Here is a 16334-nt window from a genome sequence, read left to right as displayed (position 1 = left end):
CCGAAGGGGCTCCGCGACACGCTGAAGAAAAGGCGAATACTCGCATGCCGAAATCACCTCGAAATGACTCAGAACGAAGTGGTTTAGCTCGACAAATATTGCGAATTATGTAGTAACATTTCGCACCTAGCGGTTAGTCAACATTTTTGGATGGATCATGGAAGTAAATCAACCCGTTCCGTTGTTTTCTGCTGTCGCGGCCAACGCAGGCATTGACTTTTCCGAACCCCTCATGCGGGTAGTTAACAGACATTGGTACATTTTGGGCGAAGAGGTCAAATCCTTTGAGCGGGAGTTTGCCGACTATGTGGGTGCAACACGCTGCGTTTCTGTCGCCAATGGTTCCGAAGCGTTGGAGATTGCGCTCCTTAGCCTTGGAGTAGGTCCAGGTGATCGCGTCATCACGGTGGCCAATGCTGGCTTCTACAGCAGCACCGCCATTCGTGCAGTTGGCGCCGAGCCGGTATATGTCGATGTGGATGACGAGTCCCTGACCATGTGCACCGAATCGTTGAGAAATGCCCTATTTACCCCAGTAAAGGCTGTAATCGTCACCCACCTCTACGGGCGAATGGCCGACATAGAGAACATCTACGAAATTTCCAAGGCTGCCGGGGCGGCGGTTGTGGAAGACTGCGCGCAGTCTCATGGCGCACGGTTAGCTAACGGCCAGTGTGGCTCCTTCGGCGATCTTGCCTGCTTCAGCTTCTATCCGACCAAGAACCTGGGAGCTCTAGGAGATGGCGGAGCCATAGTCACATGCTCTGACGAGCTAGCAGCGCGCTTGCTCAAGTTACGTCAGTATGGCTGGTCGACGAAGTACCACGTTACCTCCGCCTCGGGCCGCAATAGTCGTCTTGACGAGATGCAAGCTGCAATTCTTCGAGTCAAATTACCCCTACTGGACCAATGGAACGAACAACGTCGCGCAATTGCCAAAAAGTATTGTGAGGCCTTTGCAAACTTGCCGGTTAAACTTCCTACAAGCCTGGGCGATGACTATGTCGCACACCTGTTTGTAATACGCGTCGAAGACAGAGAAACGTTTACGACCTACCTAAGCAAACAGGGGATCGCTACAGATGTTCACTACCCTGTTCCTGACCATCGGCAAACCGCCTATGTACTAAAAGAAACCTTTGAGCTGCCAGTTACCGAGTCAATCAGCTCTCAGGTGGTATCCTTACCGTGCTTTCCAGGGCTGAGCGACGCACAAACCAATCGCGTAGTTGAAGCTGTGACAAGCTACTTCAAACAGAGAGTTTAACGTGCGTTCATTGGTTATTCCCGTCTATCGCAACGAGGACTCGCTTCCGTCACTGCTGGCGGCTGTCGATAACCTGAATATCGAACTTCAAGGCTCTCTAGAAGTGGTTTTTGTCGTAGACGGAAGCCCAGATCGCTCCTATGAAATCCTGCGGGAAAGCCTGCCCCATCAGAAGTTTTCGTCACAGTTGATTCTGTTGTCCAAAAACTTCGGTTCCTTCATGGCCATCAGAACGGGCTTGCAGCATGGTAAAGGTAGAACCTTTGCTGTAATGGCGGCTGATCTACAGGAGCCACCGAGTCTCGTTCTTACTATGAATCGCTTGCTCAATACCGAGCCTGTGGATGTCGTAGTTGGGGTGCGGGAGAGCCGGCAAGATCCTTTTCTATCTAAACTGGCATCGAAAATATTCTGGAGCCTCTACAAGCGATACGTTATTCCGGAAATGCCCGCCGGGGGCGTAGACATGTTCGGATGTAATTTGGAATTTCGGGATAATCTGCTTAAGCTCGAAGAGCGGCACAGTTCGTTAATCGCCCAGATTTTCTGGCTCGGCTTCCGACGTCAAATCGTTCACTATTCTCGCGTCGCAAGAGAACATGGAAAATCCGCTTGGACGCTAAGAAAAAAATAAACTATTTGATGGATAGTGTTTTCTCATTTACCGACCTGCCCATACGGCTACTCATTCGTGTAGGCGCAGCAGGGTCGGCACTTTCAGCGCTGTATGGACTTAGCGTAGTTCTGGCCAAACTGGGAGGCCTCATAGATGTTCCTGGCTATGCCATGACTTTATTCACCATTACCTTACTAGGCAGCCTGAACCTGCTGGGACTGGGGGTCATCGGTTCCTATGCATGGCGAACCTATGAGAATACTAAAGGGCGCCCTTTGACGATCCCCATGAAAATTTTTGAATTCGGAACAAAAAAATGAATGGTTCAAAAGATTACTTCGTTCACGATAATGCGCTATGTGAATCATCTAACATTGGTTCCGGCTCTAGAATTTGGGCGTTCGCGCATGTATTGCCTGAAGCTCGAATTGGCGAAGACTGCAATATTTGCGACCACGTGTTTATCGAAAACGACGTCATTATTGGTTCTCGAGTTACACTCAAATGCGGTGTCCAGGTATGGGATGGAATTACACTCGAGGACGACGTCTTCGTCGGCCCGAATGTGACGTTCACTAACGACCTATTCCCTAGGAGCAAAGTTTATCCAACAGAGTTCACCAGAACGACCATCAAAAAAGGGGCGTCCTTGGGAGCAAACTCGACCATTTTGCCAGGAATCATCATCGGCTCATCAGCCATGGTGGGCGCTGGCGCAGTCGTTACGAAATCAGTCCCACCAAATGCCATTGTTGTGGGTAACCCCGCAAAAATCATCGGCTATGTAGATGCTAAGCCGTCCAACGGCTCCGTAGTGGAAGGTCCCAGTAAGATTGGTAAATCCGAGGTTCACCCATGCGGCGTGACGTTGCACCGGATGCTAGAAGCCATAGATATCCGTGGCAGTTTGAGCGTAGGGGAATTTGAACAAGATATCCCGTTTGCGGTAAAACGTTACTTTCTCGTATCCAATGTTCCAACGGCGGAGACCCGAGGGGAGCATGCGCACCGCGAGTGCCACCAGTTTTTGATAGCTGTAAAGGGAACCGTGCATGTTGTTGCGGACAACGGCAGCAATCGGCAGGAATTCGTGCTGGACTCACACACGCTGGGCCTTTTCCTACCCGCAATGACTTGGGGTATTCAGTACAAATACTCTTCAGATGCCGTGCTACTGGTATTTGCTTCGGAGCACTACTCAGCGGAAGATTATATACGTGATTATGACCAATTCCTGATCGAAAAGAAAATACAGGCTGATTGAAAAATGAGCCCAATAAAATGGCAGGATATAAAATTCGTCCGTTTTCTTCTGACCGGAGGAATAAACACCATTGCGACCTATTGTTTATATCTAGCCCTATTAAACCTCCTCCCATATATTTGGAGCTATTCCATTAGCTATGTTTCTGGAATTTTTCTAGCTTTTTTCCTGAATCGCTTTTTCGTCTTCAAGGAACATCAAGGATTAAAGACCGTTTTGTTGCTACCCATGATCTATGTGGCGCAATACGCCATAGGAGTCCTAATAGTATGGTTATGGGTCATGACGTTGGAGCTTCCTGAATTTCTGGCTCCGCTTGCAGCTACTTTAATTTTAATACCTTTTACATACGTGCTGTCCAAGCTAATTTTTGTCAAGCCTAAGACATTGTCGCCGTGAGCTATCCAGATGCTTCCCCCCAACAGGACGCCGCCATGAATGAGAAAATTTCTAAGGCTAAGGAGCCTTAAAATTTCCTGCTGGATGTTTCTCATGCACATTTCCATTTTTTATTGTCAGAAATATGGCAAAAAATTTCCCGCATTGGAGCACTAGGGGTTTGGTTTATTCTGGAAAATGCTCATTTGTTAATTAAAGAATTTTCCAACAGTTTTTTAACGCTTGGGCTCTCGCCACGTTGCCCTTAGAGCAGGAGAACGCTACTTATTGCAGCTGAAAAACGAAGAAGCAAAGCAATACTGCTTCTCATTTAAACTCATGTCATATTCCGATTTTTTATAAGACTCTAGAAAAGCGTGGATAAAATGGATGCAAGAATCGCGAAACTTAAGCTATGGGCTTGCTTTTTAGTTATTCTGCTACATGTATCAGCCGGACAAGCAAGCACATGGGGAGAGGGTTGGTGGGCTGCACATATTTTTGAGTCTTTCACAAGAATCTGTGTCCCCGTTTTTTTGATGATTTCAGGCGCGCTTCTTCTTAAAAAAGTCGAACCACTTAGCATTTTTTTAAAGAAGCGCTTTGTAAGAGTTTTTCCCCCGCTTATTTTCTGGACCGTTTTTTATGTTGCTTGGCTTTGGTATTGTCGCGTCGATATTAGTAACTGGCTTATAGAATCCTTGACCGCCCCGGCGATGTATCATCTTTGGTACTTATACGCCATAATCGGACTGTACGCACTAACCCCTATTCTCCGCTTATATTATAAAATTGGGAGCATGCCGGAAAAACTTTGGGGAGTTACTCTATGGATATTTGTAAGCTCTATTTGGCCTCTGGCGTCTATTATGCAAAATCCGCAGACTTGCATTCCAATAACCCTTCCGAGTACAGCCTCTTTATATCACGTCTCAACGTTCAGCGGATACTTTGGTTTTCTGCTACTGGGTGCGATACTTAGCGACATAAAAATCAGCGCGAAAATTGGCGCCATTATGTTCGTTAGCGGAGCCGCAGCGACGTCGATAGCAACCTATTGGCATTCCACTATGGTTGGCAGTCCATGCCAAACTTTTTATGATTATCTCTCTCCTTTAGTTATTTTTTCAGCCATTGGTTTTTTTTGCTACTTCATGTCAACCAATCCACACCCGCCGACAAAAAGAATAGCATCCGCGGCAGAATGCACCTTGGGCATTTACTGTCTTCATGTGCTTATTATTGGCGGGATATTCCCAGCATTTGGATTAAGCGCAACCGGCATAAATACATGGTTCATGGCTCCAGCCATTTCAATGGCAGCATTTTTGTTGTCCTTGATCGTTGTATATTTAATGCGCTTGACAGCGTTTGGACGTTATATAACCTGAAGTGCTCGAATCCATTATCGGAGGCCATGCATAAGCTCTTAGCTACTGCTTTGTACCGCCGTATGAACGCCCACCTTGATAGCTTCCAAATAGTCGCAGGACTGGCCCGTCCGCCATGATGCGACCCAATGCAAAACTCGAAAGGATCAAGTCGCACCCGATTCACGTCTTCACTCTACGCTTTCTGCGCAACAATCACTTGCCCTCATGCAGTTGCGCTTCATTTCGTTGTGGCCAACTTACGGCGAAACTTTAGCCCACAAGAGTACGCCCATGCTGCCCCCCCCCAAAAAAACGCGCGGAGCGCGTCAAAAGAATAGGGGCACTAGTCAGTAAGCGTTCAAATAGAAAATCCTCGTCAGGCTAGAGCTACCTTCGCCTGGCGAAACAATCTGTTCTTATAATTAATAGCCGGCTTTTCTATCAGCCTCCAAGAAATCGCCGCCAAAGTCATAGACAGAACAGCGAAAAAAATAGCCAACTGCCATCCACGTATTTTGCCATCGCAGAGACTTACACTTATCTGCTGAACAGGAAAAGAAAATAGATACGTACCATAAGAAAGATCGCCAACTTTGGTGGTTAGATTGTTCAGAATTGGTTTATGATATGCGAGATATACAATAAAATATGGCAGCCATAGATATACGAATAATTCAACATAACCTGACAAGGTACCAGCAACCAGAAGAGTTAAACAAACGAAAGCAAGCCTGGAATCGATGGGAATATACCTCCGGCATATCCACAGCATCGATCCAATAGCGAACATCAGCCCATACTGAAGAGAAGTAGAAACCATTGTCATACCAAACAGCACAATACTAGATAACTCAGAGGTGATCGAATTCCACAAATAAAGCACAGCCATTAGAATAGCAACCGGAACAACAAGAGTCAGCCTCTAACCCCCCCATCAAACAAATAAGAGCAAGTACGTATAACAAAGCAACTCTATCGGAAGAGTCCACAAGGAACCATTAACGCCATTTTGAAAAGGCAAATCCACGAAAACACCTGAAAGTATAAATTCTATTCTATAGGGAACCGCATTAAGCAGATATTTATAGACCTGCCTGCTCTGAAAATACTCCTCAATGCTTAAGCTAGTAAATATAGGACCTATAACCAACGCTGTTACAAACACCGTAACAGCTAACGCAGGAATTATTCGAAAAACCCTACTTGAGAAATATTCAACAATCGTCCTTCGCTCAATAGATCCAGCAACGAGAAAACCACTAATAACGAAAAATACATATACACCGAGACTAGAGTTCTGTAACCACCGAACAGCCTCACCAGCGGTTCCAAGGGTTCGCCAGCTAAAACAAGGCTATGCGAAACCAGGACTAGCAAAGCGGCAAATAATCTTAACAGGTCAAAATTATTTACTCGTCCATCTACAAAGTCACCTAGCGTTTTTCCAGGATTTCTCACGCGCATCACCACCGCAACCAAAAAATTTGTTGCACATTAGCATGGCCGATGTGGTGCACCATCGAAAATTCTTGGGAGAACTGCCCTACAATTGACATCTTCAACAACCTTGGCTCGCGAGATAGAAAGCAAAAACGAACAGAGCCAAACTATGGTTACAGTTTGCGCCTACACAATGACACTAGCTGAAACGTCCTAGTGATACTCAGACTCATGGCACGTCCCTGAAGAGGAGATGATTGCCCAGGCGGAAGGTCTGGGGGCGCCCTTGGTGATTCAGACTCTACGCCGACATCATCAAAGACTCAACGATAGCGCTAGAACCAAGCTTTCATAGCGCTTCCGTCCTTCCCGCTTGGAACCTGAAGGCAAGAAGAGCTAAGGGAACGTAGCCAAGGAACAATCCTATCACTTCATTGAATTGAAATCGGGTGACACCGATCGCAATCGGTAGCAACCAAAGCAGATTGATCAAACCTACAGTAATGGTCACAGGCCAATGCTTACCGTATCGCCGCGCTGCGAACTGGTAGGCATGACTACGATGCGCCTCATAGACCTTCTCCCCGCGAAGCAAGCGACGCAGAAGAGTAAATGTTGCATCGACAATAAAGACGCCTAACAGAATCAGCCATCCCCAAAATAGCTCGAACGATACCCAACCCGCCTGGAGCGCGAGAATTCCAAGCATCAGACCGATGAAACCGCTGCCGGCATCGCCCATGAAGATCCGCGCTGTAGGAAAATTCCATATTAGGAATCCACATACAGAACACGAGAGCAGCAGAGGGGGCCACATTAAAAAATTATCGTCGTCCAGCCAGTACAACACGCATGCGCCTAGACTTACGGTCACAGCCTCGACACCAGCAAGACCGTCGATACCGTCCATAAAGTTATAAAGGTTCAGCAACCAAACGAGAAAAAATGCGGCCAGTACCGAGCCTGGCCAACCCAGGTCGAAGACTTGATCAAAGACATATACGGGCGGCAGACCATCGAGCCAATAGAGCGCCCAGCCCGCCGCAGCGAAGTGCCCTAACAGCCGCCAGCGTGCGGCGATGTGCCCATGGTCATCCATAAAACCCAGCACAGCGACGAACGCTCCTGCCCCTAATCCGGACAGGAGAAGGTCGGTCGGGATTACTCCATCCATATACAGTAGACAAAGTGCGAGCAGAAAGCTGATAACGATCGCAACGCCCCCCCCTCTAGGCGTTGGGATGGAGTGAGAACTGCGGTCGTTGGGAATGTCGATAAGATGTTTTGAGAACGCATAACGGCGCAATATACCCGTTAAAATAAATGCACTAGCAAAAGCCACTGGCACCAACCAAACAACATTCATAAGCCCCAGTGACTCCCTTACAAAACGATTTAAATTTTACGTCAAAGTAAACCTAAGCCCTCTTGCCGCCTAGAGTTATCATGGGCAAGAGGGAACCGATTACCGTTCTTCCCGGATATCCACAATTTCATGCAAGGGCCGGTTGGTCAGCTTTCGCTTGATCCTCTGACGTAGATTATACGGGACAACTTGGCTGATGCGCTGCATGCTAGGCTTGCGGTACAGCGTCCAAAGCGCTAGAAGTGCGATTTCCTTGGAAGTCAGCGGAACTTCATATTCCTCCGTCGACTCAATGGACGCTGGAAGCTCAATAGTAACAAACTGTTCTTCTTGAGGGGTATCGCTGTTAACTAGCTGTGGGTACCTATTTCTATAAAAGTCATGATCAAGCAAGTTATTGTCGCGAGGCGGTCCCGATAATATTTTCCCAGCCGCCGACGACTTTATAAAGCTGTTCATTTCTATCAGAAGGTCATCTGGCTTCATGCCATACTGATAAATGAGAGTATGTTCCCGATTGGCTAGACGCTCAGGGAAAGCGCCAATATCCGGCGCGATGATCGGCAGCCCAGCCTCTAATGCATAGCTCAAAGTATAGCTGTAAGTTTCTGGGCACTGCGCGGGAAATAGGACCAAATCAAGATCATGCTCCGACATGAGCTGCTTTAAACCGTCTGCCTCGTATCGCCCTGTGGTGATAACCTCCTTCAACTTCCTGTAGGCGAACCCGAGCAATTTAAAATCAAACGGTACTTGGGCGGCCTTCGCTTTCTCCGCAAGTTGCTCGAGGTAATCAGCGCCTTTTTCTTTTCCCAGAGCACCGAGCACACCAACAGTGTAACGCGACTTTTTATTGATAGGGGCAACCGGAACGTCCAATGCTCGTTTTTCCTCAACATGGAAAGCGACTCTTGGACTTTGTAGCGTATAGTACCGCTTATATAACGACAATGTGTACTCAGATGGAAAGATTACCGTTTCCGCGCCTTCAATAAAACCTCTTAAGTGATCGCGCCACATTGACACAGATACCCCCTTGGGCAAAGGGAACGCAGGATTTGGCAAATCGTCTGAATACTGTCCCGGATAAACCCCCGTCTGATTGGTTAAAGTCGGATTGCCGCAGAGCCAATAGTAATCGTGTACGGTCAATGCGTACCGTGTACCCAGCTTTGTAGGGAGCTCGAGTATTGACGGGCTCAAACCTAAAGAATGATGAAAATGGATGAATTTAACGCCGCAGCCTTTAAGCAATGCGACCAACTTTGGCGTTTCCTCTGGAATCCGGAACACCAACTCATCCGCACCTTGGAACGTACCCATTCGCAGAGAGACAGCGTTCACCCCTCTAAATGGAGTCAAAATAAGATTGTAGAGATTAGCTTGAAATGCTTCGCCGAGCTCGTCAACATGTTGCTTTATTCCACCGCCCGCCTCATGTGTAACTTGCAGCACCTTAGGCTGCTTGAGGCTCGCAAGCAACCGCACCAAACGACTAATACGCACCCATTTGACCGGATCTTCAGCAATGAATCTTTGTATATCTAGATGGTAGTTCGGGTGAAGATCCGCAATTGCCTTTGAGGCGTTTTCGACTAACGCCTGCTTAGTCGATGAGAAGCTAACGCCCCCTTCATGGAACGCGTACAGATTCGGCGTAATAATATTAAGCCAGCCAGCTTTCAATGCACGCTGGCACAAATCATTCTCTTCACCGTAACCACGGCCGAACTTTTCCTCGTTCAACAGGCCGACCTTATTAAGACAGTCGCGGCGCACATACATGCAGAACCCAACGCCAGTGGGGGCTTTTACATTGGGCAAGCGCGCGTCGGCAAAGACCTTATCGATCTGATGCGTATCCAATCCGAATGCTTGTTCGTTTTCATAGAGAAAAGCAGGAAAACTGCAGATGGTGGCATTATTAGAGAAGGGTGTCACCGTGCCGATATTCGGAGCAACGTAGGCTTCCGCCGCAAGTCGCTCCAACCAATTTCCCGGAACGATAACATCGCTGTTTAGAAATACGATATCAGCTTCACCTGCCTGACGCATCCCGTGATTAACCGTTTTCACGAAGCCCAGATTAACTTGGTTTTCCAATACAGTTAGCACGTTAGGCCATTTTGATTCAAGTTTGAGCAGCATCTCCTGCATGCCCGCATCCGGACTGCAGTCATTGATCGCAATGATCTTCGAATCGGTAAATGAGAGAACTCCTGGCATCGCCGCTTCAATACAACGTTTCGTCATCTCAATGCCCTTATAGACAGGCAAGATCACAGTGACGGAGCGAACACGTGTAATTGGCGCTTCTACGACGCGATTTTCGGCAGCAAGAACGGAACTCTTCGGCGCTTGTCGGCGCAGATAAGCTGTCGTCGCGCGTTTAGCTATTTCCAGTTTGCTATGCCCCCACGCTTTTCCGGTGCGCAACAAACGAACAGCAAAGCGAAGCGGCTTAGTGAAGTACCAGGACCTCGATCGAATAACACTGCTGTAGGCCGATTGGTTTTCGGCTAGGAGCATGGACAGCTGATCACGCTCCGAGCGCAAATCGTCAAGCTCGGCCTGCAGCACATCAAGCGTTGCGTGGTGCTCAGATTGGTGTGTTTGCGAATCAGCTGCCCCTCCTCCTAACGTCCTCCCCGCGGTTCCCTCCAACTCTGATCTCGCCGTCAAAGCAGCTTGAGATTTGTTGTAAGCGATCAGCAGACTATCGACGACTACGTTACGATCCCCTTCCCATGATATAAATTCGCTGCGTTTGCGCCCACTAATGACGCTCTGCATCCGTGCTTCTAACGCTAGGAATTCGTGAATGTCTTCTTGGGTAATCGGATAGTCTGCCGCCGCGCAGGATGCAAACACAAACTCGCTATAAGTTGCGGTGGAAAAATCAGCCCCTGGGCTGAATCGAGTCACAGAGCCTAGCAATTGACGTAGGGCCCTGAACATCAAAAACTCAACTCGCAAGGCGATCGTCAATGACCACTCTCTGTCAATTAAGTGTGGCTTTCCCTCCTGATCAATCAGGATGTTCTGGGGTACCGCATCGACCATTTTGCCAGATAACAAGCCGTCCGCATAAAGTGAATCTCTAGAAATATCCTTCAAGATGCCAACGTAACTCCTGAGGAACTCTCCGACCTGAGCATAAGTCCAACCATCAGCATTGAGGATATCCATCAGCTTCGTCGAGAGAACGTGTCCTTTAATGTAAGGCTCAGATTCCGTTAATTTAAACTCGACTATAGAATCTTCTGTAGGAACCGGTTGCACCTCAGCCAGCTTTCTGTAGTGGACACGAATAGTGTTGTCGGATTCTTTTCTAAAAGTCGAACTCTTGCAGAACTCTGCATGTCGGTCACTGCTGAAGTGAACCGCGAGTGTTTCGTCGTCAATCGTTTTACGAATTACCGGGGATGCACCGATCAGGAAGGAGTTGGACATATCCATACCCAGACCATTCTTGCATATCTGCGGCCACGCCAATTCAAGCGAGAACGTGCAAAGCTCAGGCAGTTGCGGGTCACGCTTTACGCTCTGTGATGCGAACGCCGCTGCATCAAACCCAGGCTCTTTGAAGCCTCGTTCCGTAACAATCGAGACGGGTAGTTTGTAGTCCGGAAACGGTGCGAAAAATTCATTTGATAAAAAACCGGCATCGGACAGCAACGACGTAAGAGCTTGCTTCCCATAAGTCTGTGGAGTTGTGCGATTATAACGACCTTCTAAACCAAACATCGGCGTCACGACATGATCTTCCGGTGCGCCCGCAAAATACTTCAGGCCCAGCTGATTTTCGATGGCGATAATCAAAAGTCCGTCAGGATTCAATAACGAGCGAACTTTTTGAAGCATATTGGCGCCTGGATTCTCCCCAGACACGAACAGATTAGCGTATTCAAATACGCCAATTAGCGTGATTACATCAAATTTTTTGCCAATTTGAAAATCTTCGAATGTTTCAGCCAATACCGATACATTTGGTAGGTCTCTTGTACGCGCCCGGGCAATACTTGCACGACGGCTACTGCCTTCAAGCGCGAGCACTTTTCCTCCTTGCTCCCCCAGATAACGGGTTATGGCACCGCAACCGGCGCCAATCTCGAGAATGTCGCCGCGAAGCTCCGAGTCAAATATCCTCAGCAGGTTTGCGCGAGTGCTGGACAGATAGTATAGGGAGGGCCAATCTGTGCACCAACCTCTTAACTCATCGGAGAAAACACTCACATCAGTCGCCTTGTCAATCAACTCCTTGATGCGCAATTCGGTGGTATCGCCGTCACTGTAGTTGATACTAGCGTAATCCGGTCGCGACCAGATCTTCAGCTCTTCGTTAAGTTGATAACCCGCTTGCATCAATAAAGTATTCAATTTGCAACCTTTTTGGCACGAATGCTCGAATCTAGATTTACCAGCCCGAAAAATTTTTCAGTAGGCCGAACTTGGAGATGAATCGAATCGTAACGCCGATCCCTAGGAGTCACTTCTTCACCATCCTTGGTTGACACACCCAACGATATAAAATAATCACCCGGTGCCAACTCACAGGCGATTGTCACCTCCACCTCGATAATCTCCCCTTTGCGACCAAACTTGCGGAAGTCTGGGTAGTCGAGTGTTTCGGTGTTTACCCCATAAACTGTAATCCCCTCTTTAGTTTTAAGGGTCACGCCTAGGATGGGGCATACCAGATCGGCGTCAAACCTGACAAACACCACTAGTCTTAATTTTGAGCCTGTGTCAACGGCAACGGGATATTCCAGTCCCGCCACACTCAGATGAAAATCGATGATCGTTGCCGCTCGATCACCCCACCGGTACTCATTGGGATTATAGTTGGGATGCGTTTCAAATACGTCCAGGCCACCCTCTGGCGTGTGGTACGTTTCCGTCGCTTCGTCGCCCTGTTCGGCATCAATGGCAATGGAGCTCTGGGTCTTACCAAACAGCAAGTCGAGATAACGATTGACGACCGCGCGCGGCTCACCCTGCTCCAGCTGTATCCCCTCATTCAACAAAAACGCTCTGTCGCAATGAGTAACGATCTGCTCACTTGAATGCGTTACCAATAGAATGCTGGTGCCACTTTCCTTCAGTTTTTTCAAACGATCGAAACAGCGAGCCTGGAACTTCGCGTCGCCAACGGCCAATGCCTCGTCTACGATAAGAATGTCCGGCTCGACTTGGGCTTGCACGGCAAAAGCTAAACGCACCAGCATTCCACTAGAATAGGTTTTTACTGGTTGGTTTATAAAATCGCCGATATCCGCGAACTCAATAATCGCGTCATATCTCTGATCGATTTCTTCCTTGCTCAAACCAAGAATGGTCGCATTCAGGTAGACGTTCTCACGCCCGGTGAACTCTGGATTGAACCCGGAACCCAACTCAAGCAACGCAGCGATCCGACCATTCGTTACGACGGTACCAGCAGTAGGATTCAGGGTGCCACAGAGGATCTGCAACAACGTGGACTTGCCGCTGCCGTTTCTGCCGACGATGCCAACGGTCTCGCCTTTGCGAATCTCGAATGAAACGTCACGCAGCGCCCAGAATTCACGGCAATAGCGCTTCCTGCCGCGACTGAGCATTTGCAGTAAACGATCACGTGGCTTGTTGTAAATCTCATAGCATTTGCTGAGATTCTGAACCTTAATGGCAATATCAGATGACATCAGCAAATCCCTTCCGCGTTTTCTGGAACCAGGCGAAGCCCAACCAGGCGACCACTACCGAGCCCATCAGATAAATTCCAAGGATTGTGAAATCAGGCATCCGCCCCCAAAACAACACGTCGCGTGCATATTCAATGGTAGGTGTGAGCGGGTTCAACATTAACAGGTGCTGGTACTTTTCAGGTAGGGCACTCGCCGGGTAAAAAATCGGCGAGAGAAACATCAACACCGTGGTCAGAATTCCGATGAATTGCGCCACATCACGTAAATAAACTCCGAGCGACGCCAATGCCCAAGTCAAGCCCATGATCAAAAATATCAGTGGCAAAACGATTAGCGGGAGGAGCAAGACCGTCAGATGTGGCGCACCAAACAGAAAGATATAAGCAATCAACCAGACGACGAGACTGATCGCCATGTGGAACAACGCAGAACCGACCGCCACCCAAGGTAGAATTTCCAGCGGGAACACCACTTTCTTAACATAATTTGCATTTGCTAGAATCAGGGTCGGACTACGGTTCAAACACTCGGCGAACAGGTTGAACATAATCAGTCCGGCAAAAAGGATAAGCGCAAATTCCGTCTTCGAATCACTGCCGCCGGCCCAGCGAGCCTTGAACACGACGCTGAATACGAACGTGTAGACAACCAGCATGAACACGGGGTTAAAGAACGACCAAAGAATTCCCATGAAAGAGCCGCGATAGCGTCCAACGACCTCCCGCTGTACCAGAGCCCTGATCATGTTGCGATTGCGCCACAAGCTAGCGGCCTGTTCTCTTGGGGTTATCGAGAAATTACGCATTAAATAAACACCTAAACAAAGCCGCGAAGATGATGCTCATAAAAAATCCCTTCAAATGCTGTTCCAATAACTCAAACCGGAAACTCAATATCGTCAAATTCTGTTAATGATCGCAGCCAACATCAACCCAAGATTGCCCAACAACGTCTGCCGGTATACCCCGGAGCGTCTCAACCAGATGATCCGGGCCGGTCCCCTTGACTTCCTTGCTTTCTGGAATAGATCTAAGGTGGACAGGCTTTCCTCGCTCAGTTGTGAGCGGACGGACTCCAAGGCGCTGATATTCCTTTGATTCCATCCTTTAAAACGTCCAGTGAGCATCATGCGTAATCGCGCTAGACGCGCGCGGGGCCCCATATCTGAACCAATCAGGTTGGCATCGTGCTGTCGATAGAGAATAGTGGGGGCTGGATCATAGATAACCTGCCCCCCGGCACCAGTCACTAGCAGATAGGCCCACCAGTCGTGAGACACAATATCAAGGTAGTCGCCTGCCACTCGAAACAACGCTTGGGCGGCTCCATTGAACACCATTGTATTACCTCCGGCGAGACTCTGTACCAACGCATTGGCAAAACTGGCGGGCCTTGCGAACAATGGAGAACAGCCTATCACGCCCCCCGCATCGCTAACCAATTCCGTGCGTGCACAATAAAGCGTAGGAATTTGTTCTGGTAAATCCCGTAAGGACTTGAGCGCAGTCTCAAGCTTGTTGTCTTGCCAAATATCGTCCTGATCCGCCCACGCATAAAACTCGGATCGCGTCGGAGGATTACAGGCGAGCGACATGAAATTTGCGGCGAAACCGCGCTTCGGGCCCTGACGCAGGGTGAATTTGCCCTCACCCCATAATGCTGAATACTGGCGCAGTATTTCCAACGTGGCATCAGTGGAACCATCGTCAGATACTACGACACTCCAATTGCGATAGGTCTGACGAGCAAGCGAGTCGAGTTGCTGAGACAGGAAACGTTCGCCGTTGTAGGTACACATCAGGATAGTTACATGCGGTCCGTGCAAGCCCTGATCCTGAACATTCATCGTTCCATGAAAAGGAACATGGCCTTCCGGTAAATTTGGCAAAAGAGGAGTTATCACAGAGCACTCCGTTGCGGTAGGGATAAAATACCAACGGCACTGGTCCGCCCAGCGTAAAATTGGGTTTTATTGGCGGGAAAAATCTTGTAAGCCTGTGTCATTCCGCCTTTCTCCCGATTACCGCTTGGGCACAACAAATACAGAAGAAGAACACTTTATCTCTAATTCGGCGACGACAATGCTGAGCGCTGAGAGACAACTTCAATAAATGTCTGCGCTCTAATGGCAACCATCGTTGCACAAACACATCGTCGTCAAGCCCGACCAAGCGCGCAATCAACTTCACTTGAGAAAACCACCAGCCATTGCGAATCGTCTTATACCGTTTGATCAATGAACCAAGACCGGCGTTCGCCCCGACCTGATTACGCTCGTGCTGGCGATACTGGAGGGATGACAGCGGATCAATGAACCAGCAGAAACCATGGCTGCGGGCGAATGCATAACAATACCAGTCATGCAGGCTGACCCGCTGCAGTTCCTCCCAACTGAAGAGCACCGACTCCTTCAAGAGGGTCATCAGTCGCCGCGTCATCACATATGTACAACCCGGACCAGCGGATTCGAACAAGTAATCCCAGTCTACTTGCGGTTGCGCCTTGTCAATCAGACAATTTCGTCCATTTGCCCAGAAAGCAGTGACGTTGCTGGAGTAGCCATCGACCTTGCGCGACTCGATCTCCAAAGTCGCACGGTGGAGCTTATCAATATCCCAGATATCATCCTGATCGGAAAATGCAAAGAATTCGTATTCATCGAGAGGAACGTCCCGGATAAGACGAAAGAAGTTACGCGACGCACCACCAAATCGGCTAACCTCAGGCAGAACAACCACTTGAGGGTGACGCGCCGTAAGTTCCGCACACCACCCCTCGGTACCGTCGGTTGAGGGATCGATACTGATAAAAACAGTCACATCAACAGCCGCCTGATTGAGGATCGAGGCCATCTGTTCCTCGATCCAGCGCATACCGTTGAAGGCCGCTAGCATAACCGCAACCTTGGGATGTTTAACTGGCATGCGATTCCCACATCGATTG

11 protein-coding genes and 2 pseudogenes are annotated in these 16334 nt (G+C 48.6%); 5 read left to right on the top strand and 8 right to left on the bottom strand.

Annotation, left to right across the window (positions count from 1 at the left end; genetic code table 11):
* Positions 1-157 precede the first annotated feature (157 nt).
* The 5 genes and pseudogenes from JZ00_RS08930 to JZ00_RS30050 all read left to right on the top strand — a co-directional run bounded on the left by JZ00_RS08930 (position 158) and on the right by JZ00_RS30050 (position 4916).
* Positions 158-1267 carry a DegT/DnrJ/EryC1/StrS family aminotransferase gene (locus JZ00_RS08930; RefSeq protein WP_039588870.1) on the top strand — a complete coding sequence of 370 codons (1110 nt, stop codon included), beginning with the start codon at positions 158-160 and terminating at the stop codon, positions 1265-1267.
* 1 nt (position 1268) lies between these two features.
* A pseudogene (locus JZ00_RS08925) lies at positions 1269-2203 on the top strand (glycosyltransferase family 2 protein).
* Positions 2200-3147, top strand: coding sequence for a WxcM-like domain-containing protein (locus tag JZ00_RS08920; RefSeq protein WP_039588869.1), 948 nt, complete (start codon positions 2200-2202; stop codon positions 3145-3147). The pseudogene JZ00_RS08925 and the gene JZ00_RS08920 overlap by 4 nt, the downstream one beginning before the upstream one ends.
* A 3-nt stretch (positions 3148-3150) precedes the next feature.
* Entirely contained in the window at positions 3151-3546 is a 396-nt protein-coding gene (locus JZ00_RS08915) for a GtrA family protein (protein ID WP_039588868.1), read from the top strand.
* 365 nt (positions 3547-3911) lie between these two features.
* On the top strand, positions 3912-4916 hold the full coding sequence (locus tag JZ00_RS30050) for an acyltransferase (RefSeq protein WP_082112059.1): 1005 nt from the start codon (positions 3912-3914) through the stop codon (positions 4914-4916).
* Between the two features lie 358 nt (positions 4917-5274).
* Here the strand turns inward: JZ00_RS30050 and JZ00_RS30795 are convergent, their stop codons facing one another.
* From JZ00_RS30795 to JZ00_RS08885, 8 genes and pseudogenes are all read right to left on the bottom strand, one after another.
* On the bottom strand, positions 5275-5787 hold the full coding sequence (locus tag JZ00_RS30795) for an acyltransferase family protein (RefSeq protein ID WP_152668417.1): 513 nt from the start codon (positions 5785-5787) through the stop codon (positions 5275-5277).
* 45 nt (positions 5788-5832) lie between these two features.
* Positions 5833-6198 (bottom strand): annotated as a pseudogene (locus JZ00_RS31900) (acyltransferase family protein); the annotation flags it as partial.
* A 489-nt stretch (positions 6199-6687) separates the two neighbouring features.
* Positions 6688-7704: an MraY family glycosyltransferase gene (locus JZ00_RS08910; RefSeq protein WP_039588867.1), complete on the bottom strand. Its 1017-nt coding sequence runs from the start codon at positions 7702-7704 to the stop codon at positions 6688-6690.
* Between the two features lie 99 nt (positions 7705-7803).
* On the bottom strand, positions 7804-12084 hold the full coding sequence (locus tag JZ00_RS29720) for a glycosyltransferase (RefSeq protein WP_152668416.1): 4281 nt from the start codon (positions 12082-12084) through the stop codon (positions 7804-7806).
* The gene (locus JZ00_RS08900; RefSeq protein ID WP_039588866.1) at positions 12081-13388 is read right to left on the bottom strand and encodes an ABC transporter ATP-binding protein; all 1308 of its coding nucleotides are present in this window, start codon (positions 13386-13388) and stop codon (positions 12081-12083) included. Before JZ00_RS08900 ends, JZ00_RS29720 begins: the two co-directional genes overlap by 4 nt.
* Positions 13378-14196 carry an ABC transporter permease gene (locus JZ00_RS08895; protein ID WP_039588865.1) on the bottom strand — a complete coding sequence of 273 codons (819 nt, stop codon included), beginning with the start codon at positions 14194-14196 and terminating at the stop codon, positions 13378-13380. The genes JZ00_RS08900 and JZ00_RS08895 overlap by 11 nt, the downstream gene beginning before the upstream one ends.
* A gap of 93 nt (positions 14197-14289) precedes the next feature.
* Positions 14290-15294: a glycosyltransferase family 2 protein gene (locus tag JZ00_RS08890; protein WP_235433060.1), complete on the bottom strand. Its 1005-nt coding sequence runs from the start codon at positions 15292-15294 to the stop codon at positions 14290-14292.
* Between the two features lie 97 nt (positions 15295-15391).
* Entirely contained in the window at positions 15392-16315 is a 924-nt protein-coding gene (locus tag JZ00_RS08885) for a glycosyltransferase (protein WP_039588864.1), read from the bottom strand.
* Between the last annotated feature and the right edge of the window lie 19 nt (positions 16316-16334).

The sequence above is a fragment of the Pseudomonas frederiksbergensis genome (assembly GCF_000802155.2).
Taxonomy (GTDB): domain Bacteria; phylum Pseudomonadota; class Gammaproteobacteria; order Pseudomonadales; family Pseudomonadaceae; genus Aquipseudomonas; species Aquipseudomonas frederiksbergensis_A.
The sequence above is the reverse complement of the archived record's forward strand: the minus strand, read 5'-3'. Positions and strand labels throughout refer to the sequence as shown.

Bases quoted from the DNA above. Each gene is read 5' to 3' on its own strand.
- JZ00_RS30050 (WP_082112059.1), top strand. From the start codon at position 3,912: ATGGATGCAAGAATCGCGAAACTTAAGCTATGGGCTTGCTTTTTAGTT.
- JZ00_RS08885 (WP_039588864.1), bottom strand. From the start codon at position 16,315: ATGCCAGTTAAACATCCCAAGGTTGCGGTTATGCTAGCGGCCTTCAAC.
- JZ00_RS08915 (WP_039588868.1), top strand. From the start codon at position 3,151: ATGAGCCCAATAAAATGGCAGGATATAAAATTCGTCCGTTTTCTTCTG.
- JZ00_RS08910 (WP_039588867.1), bottom strand. From the start codon at position 7,704: ATGAATGTTGTTTGGTTGGTGCCAGTGGCTTTTGCTAGTGCATTTATT.
- JZ00_RS08895 (WP_039588865.1), bottom strand. From the start codon at position 14,196: ATGCGTAATTTCTCGATAACCCCAAGAGAACAGGCCGCTAGCTTGTGG.
- JZ00_RS08900 (WP_039588866.1), bottom strand. From the start codon at position 13,388: ATGTCATCTGATATTGCCATTAAGGTTCAGAATCTCAGCAAATGCTAT.
- JZ00_RS30795 (WP_152668417.1), bottom strand. From the start codon at position 5,787: ATGGCTGTGCTTTATTTGTGGAATTCGATCACCTCTGAGTTATCTAGT.
- JZ00_RS08930 (WP_039588870.1), top strand. From the start codon at position 158: ATGGAAGTAAATCAACCCGTTCCGTTGTTTTCTGCTGTCGCGGCCAAC.
- JZ00_RS08920 (WP_039588869.1), top strand. From the start codon at position 2,200: ATGAATGGTTCAAAAGATTACTTCGTTCACGATAATGCGCTATGTGAA.